General features: G+C 74.7%; 18 protein-coding genes and 2 tRNA genes. 10 read left to right on the top strand and 10 right to left on the bottom strand.

Annotated features, from left to right (window positions below; translation table 11 throughout):
* Positions 1 to 48 precede the first annotated feature (48 nt).
* From aroA to ACGFIR_RS19640, 4 genes are all read left to right on the top strand, one after another.
* Positions 49 to 1350 carry a 3-phosphoshikimate 1-carboxyvinyltransferase gene (gene aroA / locus ACGFIR_RS19655; RefSeq protein WP_393146333.1) on the top strand — a complete coding sequence of 434 codons (1302 nt, stop codon included), beginning with the start codon at positions 49 to 51 and terminating at the stop codon, positions 1348 to 1350.
* A 168-nt stretch (positions 1351 to 1518) separates the two neighbouring features.
* Complete coding sequence (rsgA, locus tag ACGFIR_RS19650; protein WP_393146604.1) at positions 1519 to 2466, top strand: ribosome small subunit-dependent GTPase A; 948 nt, start codon at positions 1519 to 1521, stop codon at positions 2464 to 2466.
* 25 nt (positions 2467 to 2491) lie between these two features.
* Positions 2492 to 3310 carry a histidinol-phosphatase gene (hisN, locus tag ACGFIR_RS19645; protein WP_393146331.1) on the top strand — a complete coding sequence of 273 codons (819 nt, stop codon included), beginning with the start codon at positions 2492 to 2494 and terminating at the stop codon, positions 3308 to 3310.
* Between the two features lie 59 nt (positions 3311 to 3369).
* Complete coding sequence (locus tag ACGFIR_RS19640) at positions 3370 to 4233, top strand: hypothetical protein (protein WP_392999414.1); 864 nt, start codon at positions 3370 to 3372, stop codon at positions 4231 to 4233.
* Positions 4234 to 4247: 14 nt separating this feature from the next.
* Here the strand turns inward: ACGFIR_RS19640 and ACGFIR_RS19635 are convergent, their stop codons facing one another.
* Complete coding sequence (locus tag ACGFIR_RS19635) at positions 4248 to 5450, bottom strand: glycosyltransferase (RefSeq protein WP_392998815.1); 1203 nt, start codon at positions 5448 to 5450, stop codon at positions 4248 to 4250.
* Positions 5451 to 5631: 181 nt separating this feature from the next.
* On the opposite strand from ACGFIR_RS19635, the gene ACGFIR_RS19630 reads away from it, so the two are divergent.
* The 3 genes from ACGFIR_RS19630 to ACGFIR_RS19620 all read left to right on the top strand — a co-directional run bounded on the left by ACGFIR_RS19630 (position 5632) and on the right by ACGFIR_RS19620 (position 8155).
* The gene (locus ACGFIR_RS19630) at positions 5632 to 6630 is read left to right on the top strand and encodes an SDR family oxidoreductase (protein WP_392998813.1); all 999 of its coding nucleotides are present in this window, start codon (positions 5632 to 5634) and stop codon (positions 6628 to 6630) included.
* A 59-nt stretch (positions 6631 to 6689) separates the two neighbouring features.
* Positions 6690 to 7415: an ATP-binding protein gene (locus ACGFIR_RS19625; RefSeq protein WP_392998811.1), complete on the top strand. Its 726-nt coding sequence runs from the start codon at positions 6690 to 6692 to the stop codon at positions 7413 to 7415.
* A gap of 167 nt (positions 7416 to 7582) precedes the next feature.
* Positions 7583 to 8155, top strand: coding sequence for a DUF5709 domain-containing protein (locus tag ACGFIR_RS19620; RefSeq protein WP_392998809.1), 573 nt, complete (start codon positions 7583 to 7585; stop codon positions 8153 to 8155).
* Between the two features lie 48 nt (positions 8156 to 8203).
* Here the strand turns inward: ACGFIR_RS19620 and ACGFIR_RS19615 are convergent, their stop codons facing one another.
* Both ACGFIR_RS19615 and macS read right to left on the bottom strand, forming a co-directional pair.
* On the bottom strand, positions 8204 to 8863 hold the full coding sequence (locus tag ACGFIR_RS19615) for a response regulator (protein ID WP_392999412.1): 660 nt from the start codon (positions 8861 to 8863) through the stop codon (positions 8204 to 8206).
* 62 nt (positions 8864 to 8925) lie between these two features.
* A complete protein-coding gene (macS, locus tag ACGFIR_RS19610; protein ID WP_393146329.1) occupies positions 8926 to 10053 on the bottom strand; it encodes a MacS family sensor histidine kinase in 1128 nt (375 codons plus the stop codon).
* 120 nt (positions 10054 to 10173) lie between these two features.
* Here macS and ACGFIR_RS19605 point away from each other — a divergent pair, with 120 nt between their 5' ends.
* The gene (locus ACGFIR_RS19605) at positions 10174 to 10641 is read left to right on the top strand and encodes an ATP-binding protein (protein ID WP_393146327.1); all 468 of its coding nucleotides are present in this window, start codon (positions 10174 to 10176) and stop codon (positions 10639 to 10641) included.
* 22 nt (positions 10642 to 10663) lie between these two features.
* On the opposite strand, the gene ACGFIR_RS19600 is transcribed toward ACGFIR_RS19605, so the two are convergent.
* Complete coding sequence (locus tag ACGFIR_RS19600; protein WP_393146325.1) at positions 10664 to 11602, bottom strand: ribose-phosphate diphosphokinase; 939 nt, start codon at positions 11600 to 11602, stop codon at positions 10664 to 10666.
* A 110-nt stretch (positions 11603 to 11712) separates the two neighbouring features.
* Between ACGFIR_RS19600 and glpK the strand changes: the two genes are divergently transcribed.
* The gene (glpK, locus tag ACGFIR_RS19595; protein ID WP_393146323.1) at positions 11713 to 13197 is read left to right on the top strand and encodes a glycerol kinase GlpK; all 1485 of its coding nucleotides are present in this window, start codon (positions 11713 to 11715) and stop codon (positions 13195 to 13197) included.
* A gap of 54 nt (positions 13198 to 13251) precedes the next feature.
* Here glpK and ACGFIR_RS19590 read toward each other — a convergent pair whose 3' ends face one another.
* Complete coding sequence (locus tag ACGFIR_RS19590) at positions 13252 to 14085, bottom strand: phosphoribosylaminoimidazolesuccinocarboxamide synthase (RefSeq protein ID WP_393146321.1); 834 nt, start codon at positions 14083 to 14085, stop codon at positions 13252 to 13254.
* 167 nt (positions 14086 to 14252) lie between these two features.
* On the opposite strand from ACGFIR_RS19590, the gene ACGFIR_RS19585 reads away from it, so the two are divergent.
* A complete protein-coding gene (locus tag ACGFIR_RS19585) occupies positions 14253 to 15584 on the top strand; it encodes an ABC transporter substrate-binding protein (protein ID WP_392998797.1) in 1332 nt (443 codons plus the stop codon).
* A gap of 259 nt (positions 15585 to 15843) precedes the next feature.
* Here ACGFIR_RS19585 and ACGFIR_RS19580 read toward each other — a convergent pair whose 3' ends face one another.
* The 5 genes from ACGFIR_RS19580 to ACGFIR_RS19560 all read right to left on the bottom strand — a co-directional run bounded on the left by ACGFIR_RS19580 (position 15844) and on the right by ACGFIR_RS19560 (position 18914).
* The gene (locus tag ACGFIR_RS19580; RefSeq protein ID WP_392998795.1) at positions 15844 to 16092 is read right to left on the bottom strand and encodes a hypothetical protein; all 249 of its coding nucleotides are present in this window, start codon (positions 16090 to 16092) and stop codon (positions 15844 to 15846) included.
* 190 nt (positions 16093 to 16282) lie between these two features.
* Positions 16283 to 16359, bottom strand: a tRNA-Met gene (locus tag ACGFIR_RS19575).
* Positions 16360 to 17279: 920 nt separating this feature from the next.
* Positions 17280 to 17356, bottom strand: a tRNA-Met gene (locus ACGFIR_RS19570).
* Positions 17357 to 17482: 126 nt separating this feature from the next.
* Positions 17483 to 18415 carry a hypothetical protein gene (locus tag ACGFIR_RS19565; protein ID WP_393146319.1) on the bottom strand — a complete coding sequence of 311 codons (933 nt, stop codon included), beginning with the start codon at positions 18413 to 18415 and terminating at the stop codon, positions 17483 to 17485.
* Positions 18405 to 18914 carry a SigE family RNA polymerase sigma factor gene (locus tag ACGFIR_RS19560; RefSeq protein ID WP_392998791.1) on the bottom strand — a complete coding sequence of 170 codons (510 nt, stop codon included), beginning with the start codon at positions 18912 to 18914 and terminating at the stop codon, positions 18405 to 18407. The genes ACGFIR_RS19565 and ACGFIR_RS19560 overlap by 11 nt, the downstream gene beginning before the upstream one ends.
* Between the last annotated feature and the right edge of the window lie 202 nt (positions 18915 to 19116).

The following is a 19116-nucleotide window of genomic DNA, read 5'->3' as shown; positions in this document are numbered from 1 at the left end:
GAGCGCGCCGACCGGCCGCGCCCGCGCCGGAGGCGGCAGAATGGAGGCGTGGGGAACCTGATCGCGACCCGGCCGCCGCAGCCGTGGACCGCTCCGACCGCCTCCGATCCGGTGGGGGCCACGCTGCGCCTGCCCGGGTCCAAGTCGATGACCGCACGCGCGCTGGTGCTGAGCGCGCTGGCCAGCGGCCCGTCGACCCTGACCGGGCCGCTGCGCGCCCGGGACACCGAACTGATGGCGGCCGGGCTGCGCGCGATGGGCGCACACATGTCGATCAGCGACGACGAGCGCTGGCTCGTACGCCCCCACCCGCTGGCCGGCCCCGCGCACGTCGACGTCGGCCTGGCCGGCACCGTGATGCGCTTCGTCCCGCCGGTGGCGGGCCTGGCCGACGGGCGGATCACCTTCGACGGCGACCCGCAGGCCCGCACCCGGCCGCTCGGCCCGCTGATCGGGGCGCTGCGCTCACTCGGCGTACGCGTGGACGCCCCCGCCACCGGCAGCCTGCCGCTGACCGTGCTCGGCGCCGGGCGGGTGGCCGGCGGTGAGGTGGTCATCGACGCCTCCGCGTCCAGCCAACTGGTCTCCGGGCTGCTGCTGGCCGCGCCACGCTTCGACCGGGGCGTGGTGGTCCGGCACGTGGGGCCGCCGGTGCCCTCGGCGCCGCACCTGCGGATGACGGTGCAGATGCTCCGGGCGGCCGGCGCGGCCGTCGACGACGGCACGCCCGACGTGTGGGTGGTCGAGCCGGGCCCGCTGACCGGGCGCGGCTGGGAGATCGAGCCCGACCTGTCGGGCGCCGTGCCGTTCTTCGCCGCCGCCCTGGTCACCGGCGGGGAGGTGACCCTCCAGGGCTGGCCGCGCAGCAGCGCCCAGCCCGTCGAGCAGCTCCGCTCGCTGCTCCAGCGGATGGGCGGCGAGGTGACCCTCTCCACCGCCGGGCTGACGGTCCGGGGCACCGGCGTGGTGCACGGCCTGGACGCCGACCTCTCCGACGTCAGCGAGCTGACCCCGGCGCTGACCGCGCTGGCCATGCTCGCCGACTCGCCGTCGGTGTTCACCGGCGTCGGCCACATCCGGGGCCACGAGACCGACCGGCTGACCGCGCTGGCGCGGGAGTTCACCGCCCTGGGCGCCGACGTCACCGAGTCCCCGGACGGGCTGGAGATCCGGCCCCGGCCGCTGCACGGCGGGGTGTTCGAGACCTACCACGACCACCGGATGGCGCACGCCGCCGCCGTGGCCGGCCTGGCCGTGCCGGGCGTCGAGCTGAGCGACGTGTCGTGCACCTCGAAGACCATGCCCGAGTTTCCGGCACTATGGTCGGCGATGGTGACCGGCAAGAGCTGACACGACGAAGGGGGCCGCGTCCTGGCGACCAGACGGCGGGAGTACGACGAGGACGACGTCCGGGTCCGTCCCGGCAGGTCGTCGCGCCCGCGTACCCGCACCCGCCCACGGCATGAGGACGCGGTGGACGGCTTCGTGATCGCCGTCGACCGGGGCCGCTACACGTGTGTGCCGCCCGACGCCGGGCCGGACGCTCCCCTGGTCACCGCGATGCGGGCCCGGGAGCTGGGGCGCAAGTCGGTGGTGGTCGGCGACCGCGTCGGCCTGGTCGGCGACACCTCCGGCACGGCTGGGGCGCTGGCCCGCATCGTCCGGATCGCCGAGCGCACGTCGGTGCTGCGGCGCACCGCCGACGACGACGAGACCACCGCTGAGGGCCGGCTGGAGCGGGTGGTCGTCGCCAACGCCGACCAGTTGGTCATCGTCAGCGCGCTGGCCGACCCGCCGCCGCGCACCGGGTTCATCGACCGGTGCCTGGTGGCCGCGTACGACGCCGACATCGAGCCGCTGTTGTGCCTCACGAAGGCCGACCTGGCCGGCCCCGAGGCGGTGCTCGGCTACTACGCCGAGCTGGAGCTGCCGTACGTGCTGATCCGCCCGGACTCCGACCTCGACGCCCTGCGCAGCCTGCTCGCCGGGCGGATCTCGGTCATGGTGGGGCACTCCGGGGTGGGCAAGTCGACGCTGGTCAACCGACTCGTGCCGGACGCCGCGCGGGCCGTCGGCACGGTCAGCGCGATCGGCCGGGGCCGGCACACCTCCACGAGCGCGGTGGCGCTGCGACTGCCCCGGGACCCGGCGCACGGCGGGAACGCCCCGGCCGGCTGGATCGTCGACACCCCGGGCGTACGCAGCTTCGGGCTCGCGCACGTCTCCGCAGACAGCCTGCTGCACGGCTTCCCCGACCTGGTCGAGGGGACGGTCGACTGCCCCGCCAACTGCCCGCACACGCCGGACGAGCCCGACTGCGGGCTGGACGCGTGGGTCGCCGCCGGCAAGGCCGATCCGCGCCGGCTGGCCTCGTACCGCCGGCTGCTGGCGTCCCGGTCGGGCGAGGGCGACGCGCGGGCGGAGGCCGACCAGCGGAATCCCGGCGACCCGCTCGCCGGATCCTGAGCCGGTCGCCGTTACCGTTTGGGGCATGCCCGGGTACGCCGACGACATCGCCCTCGCCCACCTGCTCGCCGACGCCGCCGACGCCGTCTCCACGGCCCGGTTCCGCGCGCTCGACCTGCGGGTCGAGGCGAAGCCCGACCTGACCCCGGTCTCCGACGCGGACACCGCCGTGGAGCGCGAGATCCGGGCCCTGCTGGCCGCCCACCGGCCGGCCGACGGCCTGCTCGGCGAGGAGTACGGCGAGGAGCCCGCCAGCGGCCCGGACGGCCGGCGCTGGGTGGTCGACCCGATCGACGGCACGAAGAACTTCATCCGTGGCGTGCCGGTCTGGGCCACGCTGATCGCGCTGCTGGAGGGGGATCACCCCGTCGCCGGGCTGGTCTCCGCGCCGGCGCTCGGCCGCCGCTGGTGGGGTGCCCTCGGCGAGGGCGCGTACGCGGGTCCGGACGCCGCCGGCGGGAGCCCGATCCGGGTCTCCGCCGTCCGGGACCTCTCCGACGCGAGCTTCTGCTACTCGTCGCTGACGGGGTGGGAGTCCGCCGGCCGGCTGGACGCGATGCTCCAGCTCATGCGCGACACCTGGCGCAGCCGGGCCTACGGCGACTTCTACGGCTACATGCTGCTGGCCGAGGGCGCACTGGACGTGATGGTGGAGCCGGAACTGTCGCTGTGGGACGTCGCCGCGCTGGTGCCGATCGTCACCGAGGCGGGCGGGACGTTCACCGACCTGGCCGGCCGGCCCGCCCCCGCCGGCGACGCGGGCGCCGATTGCAGCGCCGTGGCCAGCAACGGCGCGTTGCACGCCGACATCCTCGCCCGGCTGGGTCGGCCAATCGAGCACTGACCCCCGGCAGCCTCTATCCTCGCCAGGTGGTTTCCTCCGGTTGGTGCTTCCTCGCGGCCATGATCGTCGCGTACGGCGTCGCCAACCTGCTCCAGTCGGTGGCCGCCGCCCGCACCACCGTGCACCACTCCTTCGACCCGGGGCTGCTGCTGCGGCTGGCGGGTCACCGGGCCTACCTGATCGGGCTCGGCTGCCAGGTGGCCGGGTTCGTGCTGGCCCTGCTCGCCCGGCGGGACCTGCCGCTCTTCCTGGTCCAGTCCAGCGTCGCCGCCGGGCTCGGGGTCACCGCCCTGCTCGGCGTGCTGGTGCTGAAGTGGCGGCTGCCGGCCGCCGAGGTGGCCCTGCTGGTGCTGCTGTTCGCCGGGATCACCGCGCTGGTGCTCTCCGCCGAGCCCGCGCCGGCCAAGCCGCTCGGCACCACCGGCATGATCGCCCTGGCGGTGGCGCTCGGCGTGATCGCCGTGATCGGCTTCTTCGCCGTACGCCTGCACGGGGCGCCCGGTTCGGTGGCGCTCGGCGCGCTGGCCGGGCTGGCGTTCTCCGCCGCGGCGGTCGCCGCCCGGCCGCTGGCCTCCGCCCCGACGCCCGAGGCGTTCGTCCGGGACCCGCTGCTCTACCTGCTGATCGCCCACTCGATCGTCGGCCAGCTGCTGCTCGGCCTGGCCATGCAGCGCGGCTCGACCACGGCCGCCGTGGCGGCGATGGACGCCGCCGGGGCGGTGCCCGCCGCGGTCGTCGGCCTGCTGCTGCTCAACGACAAGATCTGGCCCGGCCGGGAGTGGCTCGCGGCCGTCGGCTTCCTAGTCACCCTCGCGGCGGTCATCGGCCTCACCCGGTACGCCGAACCCCAGCACCACCACGCGGTCGCCGGGGAACGGGACCGGGACATGGTCGGCGCCGGGGCGACCGGTCGTCCGAGCTGAGGGAGCCGGGCGGATCAGGCCGCCTCGACCGGCTTGCGCCGGCTCACCACCCGTTCGTAGAGGCGCTCCAGCGCGCCTGCCGTCCGCTCCCAGGTGTAGCTGCACCGGACCCGGTCCACGGCGGCGTGCCCGTACGCGAAGCGCCCGGCGTTGTCGGCGAGCAGCCGACGCAGCGTCACGCCCAGCGTGCGGACGTCGCCCGGCGGCACCAGCCGGCCGGTGACCTCGTCCACCACCGCGTCGGCGATCCCGCCCATGGCGTAGCCGACCACGGGTACCCCGCAGGCCATCGCCTCCAGCGACACCCGCCCGGCCGAGGAGTAGTGCGGCGTGCAGGCGACCACGTCGGCCGAGCGGTACCAGGTGGCCATCTGCTCGTGCGGCACCGCGCCCACCAGCTTCACCTGCTCGGCCGTCCCGCTGCGCTCGGCCAGCTCGCGCAGCCGCCGGGCCTCGGCGTGGTTGGCGAGCTGCCCGGCGGGCGGTCCCCCGGCGATCACCAGCTCGGCGTCGCCGACCAGCCGCATGGCCCGGATCAGGTCCTCCTGGCCGTGTCCGGACGAGAGCCCGCCGACGGAGAGGATCCGGGGCCGGCGGTCGCGGGGGGCGGCCTCGCCGTCGGGGTGGAACTGCGTGGTGTCCACGCCGGCCGGCACCATCGCCACGGAGGCGCGTTGCAGCCCCATACGGGTCAGCTCGTCGACCTCGTCGGTGCACTGGGCGACCGCGATGTCCACCGCCCGGGTCAGCGCGCGCTCCAGCGGGATCCGCTCCCCCGGCCCGTCGTACTGCCGGCCGAGGTGGCGCAGCTGCTCGACGCCGAGGGAGTGGAAGGTCTGCACCACCGGGATGTCGGTCTCGCGGACCGCGTGCGCGGCGGCCAGCCCGCCGACCCAGTAGTGCCCGTGCACCACCTCGGGTTGCCAGTCGCCCACCCACCGGTCGGCCAGCCAGGCGCCGAACGCGGACACGTGCGGCACCAGCTCGGCGGTGGGCAGCGGGGCGGCGGGGCCGATCGGCACCCGCTCCACCCGGTAACCGTCGACCGTCGCCGTGTCCGGCAGGCCCGGGTCGTCGCGGCGCTCGTACACCCGGACGTCGTGACCCCGCGCGGCGAGTTCGGCGGCGACCCGGGCGATGTGCTGGTGGGTGCCGACGGTCAGGCCGTCGGCGCCCCTGGGTGGGCCGGCGTGCGCGCAGACGAGGCCGACGCGCATGGGTCACCTCCATGCGATCTTCTCGAGCGGTGGTCCTCGGTCAGAGGGTCCCATTAACCGAACCCCGGCGAGCCGAAACCTGGCAGATCGGGAAGAGCCCGGCGAATGCTCGCGACGGCAACATGCCGATCCCGTGCCACGTCGGCCGCATGACCCCTGCCGCCGGGGGTACGGGCGAGAGATGCCTCTGACCCGCAGCCTCGCCGACGCCACCGTGGTGCTCACCGGCGCCTCCAGCGGCATCGGTACGGCCACCGCGTACGCCCTCGCCCGGCACGGCACCGCCGTGGTGCTGGCCGCCCGCAGCGAGGTGGCCCTCGAAGAGGTCGCCGTACGGTGCCGGGAACTGGGCGGACGGGCGCTGGTGGTGCCGACCGACGTGACCGACCCGGCGGCCCTGGAGCGCCTCGCCGCCCGCGCGGTCGCCGAGTTCGGCCGGATCGACGGCTGGATCAACAACGCCGCCGTCGGCGCGGTCGGGCTCTTCGACGAGATCCCGGTGGCGGAGTTCCGTCGGGTGCTGGAGGTGAACCTGCTCGGCGCCGCGTACGGCACCCGGGCCGCCCTGCCCCACCTGAGCGCGGCGGGCGGCGGGGTGCTGATCAACAACGCCTCGGTGCTGGCCGAGGTGGCGATGCCCTACCAGTCGCCGTACAACGCCGCGAAGCACGGCATCCGTGGCCTGGCCGACACCGTCCGTCAGGAGATGCGGGTCACCGGCCGGGGCCACGTCTCGATCTGCACGGTGCTGCCGGCCACCATCGACACCCCGTTCTTCCGGCACGCCGCCAACCACAGCGGAAGGGAGCTGGTGCCGCCGCCCCCGGTGTACCCGCCGGAGGTGGTGGCCGAGACGATCGTCCGGCTGCTGCGCCGCCCCCGGCGCGAGGCGTACGCCGGCGGGGCCGCCCGGCTGATCGGCCTCCAGTGGCGGCTCGCCCCGGCGCTCGCCGAACGGGTCCTCGGCTGGTACACGCACCGCACCCAGTTCGGGCCCGCCCCGCGACCGGAGAGCACCGGCAACGTGTTCCGCCCCGACGCGGCGGCGCGGCGGGAGGGCGGCTGGCACGGCCGGCGGCGGCACCTGGTACGGATGACGGCCGCGTTCGGGCTGGCCGCCGCGGGGACGGCCGTCGGTACGGTGGCCGCGATGACCCGCCGGGCGCGGACGGAGCGCTGATGTCGGAAGGTGGGCGGTCGGCTGCGCGCTCCGCGCGGGCGGTGCAGAATGGGCCGATCATGGGGACCGACACGCGCTGCCGGGTGGCGACCGACGAGGCGTCGGGGGTGATCCGGGTGACCGGCGTGCTCGACCGGTCCAGCGTCGACGCCGTACGCGACGGCCTGCTCGCCCGGCTCTGCGGCCGGCCCGGCCCGGTGGTGGCCGACCTCACCGACCTGCGGGTGGCCGACCCGGCGGCCCGGGACGTCTTCGCCGAGGTACGCCGGGAGGTGCGCGACTGGCCCGCCGCCGACCTGCTGCTCTGCGATCCGACCGGGGCCGTCGAGGGGGTGCCGGCCTGGCCGACCCTGGACGGGGCGATGGCCGGACTGGCCGTCGCGCCCATGGCGGCGGTGGTCGAGGTCGACCTGCCGCCCGTCGTCGAGGCCGCCCGGCAGGCCCGGCAGCTCGTCACCGAGGGGTGCGCCGCCTGGGGCCTGCCCGAGCTGAGCGAGCCGGCCTGCCTCGCCGTCACCGAGATGGTGAACAACGTCGTCGCCCACGCGCGCACCCCGATGACGGTCCGCCTGGCGCCCCGGGACGACACCCTGCACCTGGCGGTACGCGACCACTCGTCGCGGCAGCCCGCGTTCACCGGGACGGCCGCGCCGGACACCGTGGGCGGGCGCGGGCTGCTGCTGATCGACACCGTCGCCCGCCGCTGGGGCAGCAGCCGGGTGCCGGACGGCAAGGTCGTGTGGTGCGTGCTGCACGCCGCCGACGAGGCCGGCGACCAGGGCTGACGGCCGGCGACCACGGCTGACGGCCGCCGATCAGCACGGCTGACCGCCGGCGACCAGGGCCGACGGGCGTCCCGATCCTGCCCCGCCGTCCCCCGAGACGCCCCTTGCGCCCGGATGGCCACGGGCGGTACCGGTTATGCCGGGAGGGCAGTGGGTAGTGCTCAGCCATGCGCGACGACGAGTACCCGACCCCCGTGTCCGACCCCGAGGCCGAGGGCCTGCCCGACACCGCCGACGACGACTCGACCGCCGACGACGACGTCCTGACCGGGCGCGAGGCGGACGGACCGGAGCCCGCCCAGTTGCCGGGCGACCGGACGCCGGTGGCGGTGGACCGGTTCGGGACCACCGCCGACGAGCAGCTCGACGGCGAGTCGCTGGACTACAAGCTCGACCGGGAACAGTACGAACGCTCCGCCGACGACCCGCTCGCCGGTCCCGTCGACCCGGACATCGCCGCCGAGGCCGACAGCGAGGAGGCCGCGGCGCAGGCCCAGCTCGACGCGGACGTGATCGACCCCGGTCCGACGTCCGACCCCGACTCGCCGGTCTCCCTCTACGACCACGGCCAGCTCGGCGGCGTCACCGACGGCCAGGTCGGCCGGCTCGTCGAACCGGACGAGGGGGCGCACACCGACCAGGAGACCGACTCGGTCGCGTACGACGCCGGTTCGGCGGGCGGGGGCGCGAGCGCCGAGGAGCTGGCCATCCACGAGACGCGCCCGCCGCACTCGGTCTGAGCCGGGCCGCCGGGGAACCCTTCGGGGGGGCGGTTCCCCGGCGGCCCTTCAGTCGTCCAGGCCCTTCTCGATCGCGTACCGCGTCAGCTCGACCCGGTTGTGCAGCTGGAGCTTGCCGAGCGTGTTCTGCACGTGGTTCTGCACCGTACGGTGGGCCAGGCCGAGCCGCTCGGCGATCTGCTTGTAGGACATCCCCTTGGCGACCAGGCGCAGCACCTCGGTCTCCCGGTCGGTCAGCCGGGGTGCCGGGCCGGCGCCCCGGGCGCCCCGTTCGGCGGCGTCGGCACCGTCCGGGTCGGCCGCGAGCCGGCGGTACTCGCCGAGGACCAACCCGGCCAGCCCGGGCGTGAAGACCGGATCCCCCGCCGCCGTCCGGCGCACCGCCTCCAGGAACTCCGCCGGGGCGGCCGACTTCACCAGGTAGCCGGTGGCGCCCGCCTTGACCGCGTCCAGCACGCTCTGCTGCTCGCCGCTGGCCGAGAGCATCAGCACCCGCACCTGCGGCAGCGCGGCGCGCAGCCCGTGGATCACCTCCACCCCGGAGACGTCGGGCAGTTGCAGGTCGAGGACCACCAGGTCGGGTCGGGCGGCGGCGGCCACCCGTACCGCCTGCCGGCCCTCGCCGGTGGTGGCGACGACGACGTGGCCGGCCTCGGTGAGGTCCCGGGCCACCCCCTCCCGCCACATCGGGTGGTCGTCCACCACCATCACGCGTACGCCTGTCACGGCCCCTCCTTCGTTCGCGACCGGGGCTGGCTCACTCCTCGCGCTCACCGGTCCTCGCGCTCCACGGTCAGTTCCAGCTCGGTGCCGACGCCCGGCGCGGAGGTGATCCGCACGGTGCCGCCGAGGTCGGCGAGGCGGCCCCGGATCGACCGGGCGATGCCCAGCCGGCCCTCGGCGGCGGCCTCCTCCAGCCGGCCGTCGGGAAACCCCGGCCCCTCGTCGCGGATCGACACCGTGACCGTCGTCCCCTCGTCCTCCACCAGCACCCAGGCCCGCCCGTCGGTGTGCCGGGCCACGTTGTCGAGGGCGGCGGCGGTCGCGGCGGCCAGCTCGTGGGCGACCCGACCGGGCAGCGGCACCGGGGTGGCCGGCGCGGAGAGCGAGACCGTGGCCGAGGCGTACCGGCCGAGCAGCCCGCGCAGGTCCACCGGGCCGCCGGGAGCGGTGGACCCGGCCGGCGTGACGCCGCCGATGAGGGCGCGCAGCGCGGCCTCCTGCTCCCCGGCGAGCCGGGCCAGTTCCCCGGCCTCGCCGTCCAGGTGGGCGCCGCGCCGCTGCACCAGCGCGAGCACCTGGAGCACGGAGTCGTGGATGTCCCGGGCCAGCCGCTCGCGCTCCCGGGCGGCGGCCTCCAGCTCCACGGCCCGGTGCAGCCGCTCCTCGGCGGTCACGGCCAGCCGGGCGACGTGTCCGACCACCACGCCGGCGAGCAGCAGCAGGATCACCCCGGTGAGCGAGGACTGGCCGATGCGTTCGCGGGTGGCGAGGTCCGCCGCGCCGAGCACCAGGGCGGCGACGGTGCCCCGCCGCCGGCCGCCGGAGACCGCCCACGCCAGCACCGGGCCGGCCAGCCAGGCCACCGCGAGGGAGGGCACGCCGGCGGCGAGCGCCGCCCGCCCGATCACCCACGGGGTGGCCAGCATGATGCCGAGGACGAGCCCCAGGTCCGCCAGGAGCAGCGGCCAGCCCCGGCGGGCGGGGTCGGCGTAGCCGACGGCGGTCACGCCGGTCCAGACCGCCATCAGCAGGACCAGTCCGCCGGCCGCGAGCGGGTGGGCGTACCTGTCGGCGTCCCGGAGCGCCAGCGCGCAGACGTACGCCAGGGAGGCCACCCGGAACACGGCGATGGCCCGCCAGAGCGGAACCTCGAAACCACCGTGCGGGGTCGACACGCCCGTCACGATGCCACAGCCGGTGAAACGGCCGGCGGGCCGACGGATGCGCCTCGAGAAAACCTGACGTACGGTAGAAAAGCCGCGAAAAACATCGTGATCCGCTGTCGGGACGGGGCCATGACGAATGCGGAACCCGGCGCACAGCGTACGGTTGTGCCCATCGAACCTTCCCTCCTCATCGCCGAGGCCTTCGAACAGGCCCAGGTGACCGAGCTTCGCCACTCGGTCACCTCCTGCGCGCACGCCGCGGGGCTCAGCGGGCAGCGCCTGGACGACTTCGTGCTGGCGGTCAACGAGCTGATCACCAACGCGGTCCGCCACGGCGGCGGCCGGGGCTGGCTGCGGCTGTGGCGGCAGTCGGGGCAGCTTGTCTGCGAGGTCTCCGACCACGGGCAGGGCATCAGCACGCAGCGGCTGGACGACCGGAGCCGCCCCGCCGCCGACACCGCCGGCGGGTGGGGTCTCTGGCTGGCCCGGGAACTGAGCGACAGCATGGACGTCGAGACCGGCACGCGCGGCACCACCGTACGCATCAGCGCCGCCGTCGAGGCCCCCCAGCACACCGGTCGCCACCGCCGCGACTGACCCCACCCGGATGGGGCGGAGGTCAGGCGAACAGCGCGCTCACCGACTCGCCGTTGTGGATCCGGCGTACCGCCTCGGCCAGGGCCGGCGCCACGGACAGGACGTGCAGCTTCGGCACCCGCTTGTCGGCCGGGATCGGCACCGTGTTGGTGCAGACGATCTCCAGCACGCCCTCCTGCTCGCTCAGCCGCCGCAACGCCCCGCTGGAGAAGAGGCCGTGCGTGCAGGCCAGGCGGATCGAGCGGACCTTCAGCTCCCGCAAATGCTCCATCAGCTCGATCACCGTGCTGCCCTTGGCGATCTCGTCGTCGAGCACGATGACGTCCCGGTCGGCCACGTCGCCGATCACCGCACTGATCTTGACCCGGTCGTCACTGAACCGCTGCTTCGCCCCGGCGGCCACCGGGGTGCCGAGCCGCCGGGCGAACGCCGCCGCCTCCTTGGCGTTGCCGAGGTCCGGCGAGACCACCACCGCGTTGCTCAGGTCGTGGCGCGCGAAGTGGTCGGCCAGCTCGCGCAGCGCGTGCAGGTGGTCGACCGGCACGTTGAAGAAGCCGTGCACCTGGGGCGAGTGCAGGGTCATCGCCAGCACCCGGTCCGCGCCCGCCGACGTGAGCAGGTCCGCCACGAGCCGCCCGCCGATCGAGATGCGTGGCGCGTCCTTCTTGTCCGACCGGGCGTACGCGTAGTGCGGCAGCACCACGGTGATCCGGCCGGCCGAGGCGCCCCGGGCCGCGTCGATCATGAGCAGCAGCTCGACCAGGTTCTCCTGCACGGGCGGCACCAACGGCTGGATCAGGAAGACGTCCCGCTCCCGGCAGTTGGCCTGCAACTGCACTTCCAGGCAGTCGTTGGCGAACCGGGAGACGCGCACCGGGTGCAGCGGCACACCGAGGTGGGCGCAGATCTCGGCGGCGAGCTCGGGGTGGGCGGTTCCACTGAAGACGGCGATGTCGCGCACGTCCACACATCGTACGGAGGTTGTTCCGGTCCGCCCCCGACCGGGGCCGGGGCCCGCAGGCGGGGCGCGGCCGGTCGGCGGGGCGCCGCCGGTCCGGGTACGGTGCTGCCGTGACCCCCCAGTACGTCGCCGCCATCGACCAGGGCACCACCTCCTCGCGGTGCATCGTCTTCGACCGGGCCGGAGAGATCGTCTCCGTGGCCCAGCGGGAGCACCGGCAGATCTTCCCCCGGCCCGGCTGGGTGGAGCACGACGCGGAGGAGATCTGGGACAACGTCCAGCGGGTGGTCCGCGAGGCGCTGCACGCGGCGGGCACCGACGCCGCCGGGCTCGCCGCCGTGGGCATCACCAACCAGCGGGAGACCACCGTCGTCTGGGACCGGGCGACCGGTCGGCCGGTGGCCAACGCGATCGTCTGGCAGGACACCCGCACCGGCCCGCTGCTGCGCGAGCTCGACCAGGCGTACGGCGAGGAACGGTTCCGCACCCGCACCGGGCTGCCGCTGGCCACCTACTTCGCCGGACCGAAGCTGCGGTGGCTGCTGGAGCACGTCGACGGGCTGCGGGAGCGCGCCGAGGCCGGCGAGGTGCTCTTCGGCACGATGGACAGCTGGCTGATCTGGAAGCTGACCGGCCGGCACGTCACCGACGTGACCAACGCCAGCCGCACCCTGCTGATGGACCTCGGCACCCTCGACTGGGACCCGGAACTGCTCGACGCGATGGGCGTGCCGGCCGCGATGCTGCCGGAGATCCGCAGCTCCGCCGAGGTCTACGGGGAAGCCACCGGCGTCCTGGCCGGGGTGCCGGTGGCCAGCGCGCTCGGCGACCAGCAGGCCGCCCTGTTCGGCCAGACCTGCTTCCAGCCGGGCGAGGCCAAGTGCACCTACGGCACCGGCAGCTTCCTGCTGCTCAACACCGGCGCCAGCCCGGTCCCCTCCACCCACGGCCTGCTCACCACGGTCGCCTACCGCATCCACGGCCAGCCGGCCGCGTACGCGCTGGAGGGGGCGATCGCGGTCACGGGCTCGCTCGTGCAGTGGCTGCGCGACAACCTCGGGCTGATCTCCACCGCGTCCGAGGTGGAGGAGCTGGCGCGCACCGTCGACGACAACGGCGGCTGCTACGTCGTACCGGCCTTCTCCGGGCTGTTCGCCCCGCACTGGCGCAGCGACGCGCGCGGGGTGATCGCCGGGCTGACCGGCTACATCACCAAGGGGCACCTGGCCCGGGCGGCGCTGGAGGCGTCCGCCTGGCAGACCCGCGAGGTGGTCGACGCGATGAACGCCGACTCCGACGTGGCGCTGCGCCGGCTGCGGGTCGACGGCGGGATGACGGCCAACGGGCTGCTCATGCAGTTCCTCGCCGACGTGCTCGACGTGCCGGTGGTCCGGTCCCGGATCACCGAGACCACCTGCCTCGGCGCGGCGTACGCGGCCGGCCTGGCGGTCGGCTTCTGGCCCGACCTGGCGACGCTGCGCGCCCAGTGGCGCTCCGACGCGCAGTGGGAGTCGACGATGGAGTCGGCGCACCGGGAGCGGGAGCTGCGCAACTGGCGCAAGGCCGTCCAGCGCACCCTCGACTGGGTGGAGTGAGCGGGCCGCCCGACCGTCGTGGGCGGCACCCGCGCCCGTGGTGGCGCGCGGGGATCAGTCCCAGCGGTTACCGGTGAGCTTCTCGTAGACGTCCACGTACCGGGCCCGGGTCGCCTCGACCACCTCGGCCGGCACCTCGGGCGCCGGGGCCTGCTTGTCCCAGCCGCTCTGGACCGCCCAGTCCCGGACGTACTGCTTGTCGTAGGAGAACTGCGCCCGGCCCGGCTGGTACGACTCCGCCGGCCAGAACCGGGACGAGTCGGAGGTGAGCAGCTCGTCGCCGAGCATCAGCGTGCCGTCCGAGGCCCAGCCCAGCTCGAGCTTGGTGTCGGCCACCAGGATGCCCCGGTCGGCGGCCAGCTCCGCGCCCCGGCGGTAGACGTCGATCGTGATCCGGCGCAGCCGCTCGGCCGTCTCGGCGCCGACCTTGTCCACCACCTCGGCGAAGGTGATCGGCTCGTCGTGCTCGCCCATCGGCGCCTTGGTCGACGGGGTGAAGATCGGCTCGGGCAGGATGGACGCCTCGACCAGGCCGCGCGGCAGCTCGACGCCGGAGACCGCACCGGTGCGCTGGTACTCCTTGAGGCCGCCGCCGGTCAGGTAGCCACGGGCGACGCACTCCACGGGCACCATCTCCAGGCGCCGGCAGCGGATGGCCCGGCCGGCGAACTCCCCCGGCACGTCGGTGGCGGAGATGACGTGGTTCGGCACCAGGTCGGCCAGTTGCTCGAACCACCACAGCGAGAGCGCGGTGAGCAGCTTGCCCTTGTCGGGGATCGGCGTCGGCAGCACCACGTCGTAGATCGAGATGCGGTCGGAGGCGACCAGGATCAGGTCGTCGCCGTCGGCGTAGACGTCCCTGACCTTGCCCGAGTGCAGAAGTTCCACGCGCCCTAGTACACCATGCGGGCCAGGTACGGCCGCTGCCGGTGGTTTCAGGCAGCGATGCGTACGCCTCGGGAGGCGGCGGTGTGGCCGGACGTACGTTGACACCCTCCCGCGCGCCTGCGTGAATGATCCGGCCGCCCGCCCCCACCGGTCCGCCAGGAGTCTCCGTGCCCGCTGCCCGACCCCCGCTGCCCCGCACCGGAGCGGACCCGGGACGCCGTCGGGTGCTCGCCGCGATGATGGGCGCACCGGTGCTCGCCGCCGGCGGGCTCACCGGGTGCAGCGAGATCCGGGTCGCCCCCGTGGAGACCGGGCCGGTCGAGCTGTCGGTGTTCTGGTACGGCGGCGCCCAGCGTGCCGAACTCACCGAACGGGTGCTGCGGCTCTACACCGACCGCAACCCCCGCGTCGGGTTCCGGATCACCTGGCAGGGCGCCGACGGCTACTACGAACGGCTGGCCACCCAGGCCGCGGGCGGCAACGTGCCCGACCTGATCCAGCTCGACGACGGCATCCTGACCGAGTACGCCCGCCGCGAGATCGTCCTCGACCTCAGCAGGTACGTCGCCGATCACCGCCTCGACCTGCGCACGCTGCCCCCGGGCCTGGTCCGCTACGGGCAGGTCGACGGGCGTACGTTCGGCGTCCCGGCGGCACAGACCGCCGCCGCCGTGGTCTACGACCGCACGCTGCTGCGCCGGCTGCGGCTGCCCGAGCCGACCACGGGGATGTCCTGGGCGGAGTACATCGCCTGGGCGCGGCAGGTCACCCGGGCCGGCGAGGGCCGGGTGGCCGGCACGATGGACCCGTCCGGGGACTACCGGGCATTCTGGCTCTGGCTGCGCGGCCAGGGCGGCGAGTTCTACCGGGGCCGACAGCTCGGATTCGGCACCGACGCACTGGTCGAGTGGTTCGAACTGTGGCGGCGCGCCCGCTCCGGCCGGGCGACCCCGAGCGCCGCCCTGGTGGAGCAGGCCGAGGGCGGCGAACCGACCCGGCAGCTCGTGGTCACCGGCGCCACGGCCGCCTCGTTCGCCTGGTCGCACCAACTACCGGAGCTCCAGCGGCTCACCGACGCCGAACTGGGTCTGGCCGCCATGCCGGGTCCTCCGGAGGCGCAGTGGCACCGGGCGTCGATGTACTGGGCGGCCTTCCACGGCACCCGACACCCCGCCCTGGTCGCCGACGTGATCAACTTCCTCACCGGCAACGGCGAGGCGGGCACGGTGCTCGGCCACGAGCGCGGCCTCAGCCCCAGCCTCGCCGTACGCAGCTTCGTCGAAGGCAGCATCACCGACCCCGCACAGCGGCGCGCGGCCGCCCTCGGCAGCGCACTGGCCGACCGGCTGGGGCCGGCCCCCAGCCCGCCGCCGCAGGGCCACCCCCGGGTGCGGGCGCTGCTGCTGGAGGCCGCCGAGAGCATTCGCGGCGGCAGGACCGGGCCGCGCGCGGCAGCGGCCCGCTTCATGGCCCAGGCGGACGCGACGCTGGCCGGCTAGGGCCCGCCACTGCACAACCGCGCAAACGGGACGCTGCGGCCACGATGGCGCCCCTGCCTTCATGGCAGGACCATGCGCCACCCGCCAGCCAGCACGTCCGGGTACGCGGCCTGTGTTCATGGCGGGGAGGCAGTGGTCACGGCGGGACGCCAATGGTCACTGCGCGACGCCAATGGTCGCGGCGGGTGCAGTGGTCGCGGCGGGGTGCCGACCGTCCTTCAGTTGGCGCTCCGCCGAGGAGCCGGCGTGCCGCCCTGTCTCAGCGCGGCGGGCCGCCTCGGCGGTTGCGCATCAGGCGCAGCAGCAGGAAGACGACGCCAGCGACCACGACCAGGCAGCAGAGCAGGCCGATGAAGCCGAAGCCGCCGCCGCGCCGCCGCCGCGCGGCCTCCACCACGAGTTCACCCGTGCCGGTGGACGCCCAGGCCGCAACGGGCACGAACACCGACAACACGACCGCACCGAAAACGGTGGTCAACCGGCCCCAGAACTTACCGAATGAAGACATGCCAACATCCTTGCCCACGACCGCAAACTCGGCACGTCGGTCGACGAGGAAACCGGTAGCAGAGGTCGGGACGCGGCAAGCGGGCAGGCGGGACGCCGACAACCGGCGGGCAAGAGCAAAGGGCGCGGGGGCGGGGGCGGGGGCAGAAATGCAGAACGGCCCCGGAGTTCACTCCGGGGCCGTTCTGTCGTGGTAGCGGGGACAGGATTTGAACCTGCGACCTCTGGGTTATGAGCCCAGCGAGCTACCGAGCTGCTCCACCCCGCGTCGGCTCGTTAACTCTAGCGCACTCGACGCCACGATGATCAGCGGACCCCCGATCCTGCCGTAGACCCGCCCCGACCAGCGCGAACCGGTGTCGGAGACCGGCGCGGCCCCGCCTTCCCCAACCGACTCCCGCCGCCTCCGACCGCAGTCGCCGTGATGGAACGTCCCGATCCGCTGCCGAGCTACCCGTCTCGCACGAGCACGCCTCGCGAGAGCACGCCTCGTGGAAGCACGCCTTTTCCCCGGAGGGCAGCACGCCTCCCTGCCGCGCGACGCCTCCTCTCGCGCAAGCACGCCCCTTGGCGCAAGCACGCCCCCTGGCGCAAGCACGTCCTTGGGCGCAAGCACGCCGTCTGGCACGAGCGCACCGCTCTGGCACGAGCCGCACCGTTCTGACACGAGCGCACCGCTCTGGCGCGAGCAGGCCGCTCTGGCCGCCCGATGCGTCCTCCCACGAAGGCAACACGCCTCCCTTGGCGCGAGCGCGATGCCTCCTCTGGAGCCAGCGCCGATGATCAGGACGTCATGGACGTAATACAGGCGTTTTAGGGTCCATGCCGTCCTGATCATCTCTGACAGGACCCGCGCTCGTGGATGGGCGGCAGCGACGAGGCGGAGTGGCCGGCGTCGCGCCAGGCAAGGAGCCGTGGACCGGAACCCGAGCCAATGTCAGAGCCAGGGCAACAGCCAGGAGCCAAGCAAGAGCCGGACCGGAAGCCATAGCCGGGAGTCAAGTACGAGCCAGAGCCGGAGGAGAGCCGGAGCCGGGAGCCAAGAAAGCGCCACAGTCGGGAGCCGGGAGCGGGAGTTGAGTAAAAGCCGGAACCGGAGTCGAAAGCCGGAGCCGCCTGATCGTCGGGCCGCAGATGGAGCCGGGAATGCGGAACGGTCCCGGAGTGAACTCCGGGACCGTTCCGTCGTGGTAGCGGGGACAGGATTTGAACCTGCGACCTCTGGGTTATGAGCCCAGCGAGCTACCGAGCTGCTCCACCCCGCGTCGGTTCGTACACCGTATCCCACTCACCCCCGTTGCCGCAAAACGACCCCGGCGCACGCCGCCCGACCCGTGCCCGCCCGACCCGTGCCCGCCCGCCCCGGGCCCGCCCGCCCCCGTGGGCGGATCTCAGCGCAGCCAGTCCTCGATCGCGTCCACCGCCCGTCGGCTGTCGGCGTCGACCTGCGACCGGATCGAGGAGGTGCCCTCCCAGCCCTGCTCCCAGAGCACGGTCACCACGTCGCCGACCCGGATCGCCCGGACCAGGCGGACCTCGTCGTCGCCCGTGGGCCTGCCGTCGATGTCCCGGACGGGCGTCCGGATCTCGAACAGCACCGACCCGTCACCGAAGTCGCCGTCGGCCAGCAGGCGCGGGCGGGAGGTCGAAGCGTTGCCGCCGCCCACTCCGGGCTGCACGGGGCAGCCCCGCACCGCCGTCCGCAGTTCGCGGAGGAACTCGGCGGCCCGCCCCGGTCGGTAGAGGGTGATGGTGTGCGCGTAGCTGCCGTCCGGGACGTACCCCCGAGGGGTCTGCGGCAGCTTGTAGGCCAGGTTGCGGGTGCGGCGCTGCACGATCCCGGCGTCGCTGCCGTAGCGCGCGTCGCAGAGCGCCGGCAGCGCGTCGGTGTCCCGGAAGACCGGCTCCATGCCCGTACGGTTCCCGGCCGCCTGGACGAAGAACGCCCGGTCCGGGATGCTCCTGGCCGCCCGGGGCGGCGTGGTGCCGCTTTTCCCCGGCGTACCCGTCGGCGAGGGCGAGCCGGTGCGCGGCGCGCTCGTCGGGGTCGGGGCGGCCGGCGGTGCGGAGCCGGCCGGCGACGCCGGGACGGTCGGCGGCGGGACGGCGGCGGGCGGCGCAACGGTCCCGTGGTCCCCGGCGAGCACCAGCCCGGTGCCGGTCGCCAGCCCACCGACCAGCAGCGCCGTCCCGAGCGCGGCGCCGGTGATCCGGAACCGGGCCCGCCGGTCGGCGCGCCTGCGCAGGTCGGCGGGAACGGTCAGGGTACGGCCGTCGGCGTGCGCGGCGAGCGACCGGTAGAGCTCGGACAGTTCACGCGACATCGTTCGCCTCCAACTCCTCGGCGGGCAGACCGGGCAGCAGCGTGGCCAGCCGCGCCCGCCCCCGCGACAACCAGGACTTCACGGTGCCGGCGGGCACCTGCGTCTCCCGGGCGATGTCCTGCACCGACATGTCGAAGAGGTAGTGCAGGGCGAGCGCCTGCCGCTGGGCTGCCGGCAGCCGGCGCAGCGCGCCCGCGAGCAGCACGGCGTCCTCGTTCGGCGGCGGCACCGGCTCGGGCGGGCCGGTACGGCTCAGCGCCGCGCGCCAACCCTGTAGCCGACGCCACCGGTCGGTGGCCAGCCGCGCGACCACCAGCCGCAGCCACGCCTCCGGTGCCGGGTGGGCGGCCAGCATGGCCCACTGCCGCCAGGCCCGGGCGTACGCCTCCTGCACCAGGTCCTGCGCCTCGGTGTGGTCGCCGGAGACGGCGTAGCCGAAGCGGAGCATCCGTCGGGAGGTGCTCCGGTAGAACTCGTCGAAGCTCGTCGCGTCTCTCATGTCTCCGACCCACGCTTCCCGGTCGTCGCGCCGATCCGGGCGCCCCGCCGCCGCGAACGGCGGCGCATTCCCGCCTCTTGCAGGGAAGACGGCATCTCGGGGCGGCGGGTTGCGGGTGCCGGGCCGGTCGTCGCGAACACGACAGCGCCCCCGGCGTGGGACCGGATCGGTCCGTGGGCCGGGGGCGCTGTGCGGGGTGGTG

Origin of the sequence: Micromonospora sp. NPDC049051, assembly GCF_043197575.1 — a bacterium.
Lineage (GTDB): Bacteria > Actinomycetota > Actinomycetes > Mycobacteriales > Micromonosporaceae > Micromonospora.
Note: the sequence above shows the minus strand (reverse complement) of the source record. Positions and strands in the feature narration are given on the sequence as shown.

Excerpts from the sequence above, each read along its gene's own strand:
- hisN (WP_393146331.1), top strand. The coding sequence starts at position 2,492 with ATGCCCGGGTACGCCGACGACATCGCCCTCGCCCACCTGCTCGCCGAC.
- ACGFIR_RS19640 (WP_392999414.1), top strand. The coding sequence starts at position 3,370 with ATGATCGTCGCGTACGGCGTCGCCAACCTGCTCCAGTCGGTGGCCGCC.
- ACGFIR_RS19635 (WP_392998815.1), bottom strand. The coding sequence starts at position 5,450 with ATGCGCGTCGGCCTCGTCTGCGCGCACGCCGGCCCACCCAGGGGCGCC.
- ACGFIR_RS19630 (WP_392998813.1), top strand. The coding sequence starts at position 5,632 with ATGCCTCTGACCCGCAGCCTCGCCGACGCCACCGTGGTGCTCACCGGC.
- ACGFIR_RS19625 (WP_392998811.1), top strand. The coding sequence starts at position 6,690 with ATGGGGACCGACACGCGCTGCCGGGTGGCGACCGACGAGGCGTCGGGG.
- ACGFIR_RS19620 (WP_392998809.1), top strand. The coding sequence starts at position 7,583 with ATGCGCGACGACGAGTACCCGACCCCCGTGTCCGACCCCGAGGCCGAG.
- ACGFIR_RS19615 (WP_392999412.1), bottom strand. The coding sequence starts at position 8,863 with ATGGTGGTGGACGACCACCCGATGTGGCGGGAGGGGGTGGCCCGGGAC.
- ACGFIR_RS19605 (WP_393146327.1), top strand. The coding sequence starts at position 10,174 with ATGACGAATGCGGAACCCGGCGCACAGCGTACGGTTGTGCCCATCGAA.
- ACGFIR_RS19580 (WP_392998795.1), bottom strand. The coding sequence starts at position 16,092 with ATGTCTTCATTCGGTAAGTTCTGGGGCCGGTTGACCACCGTTTTCGGT.
- ACGFIR_RS19565 (WP_393146319.1), bottom strand. The coding sequence starts at position 18,415 with ATGTCGCGTGAACTGTCCGAGCTCTACCGGTCGCTCGCCGCGCACGCC.
- ACGFIR_RS19560 (WP_392998791.1), bottom strand. The coding sequence starts at position 18,914 with ATGAGAGACGCGACGAGCTTCGACGAGTTCTACCGGAGCACCTCCCGA.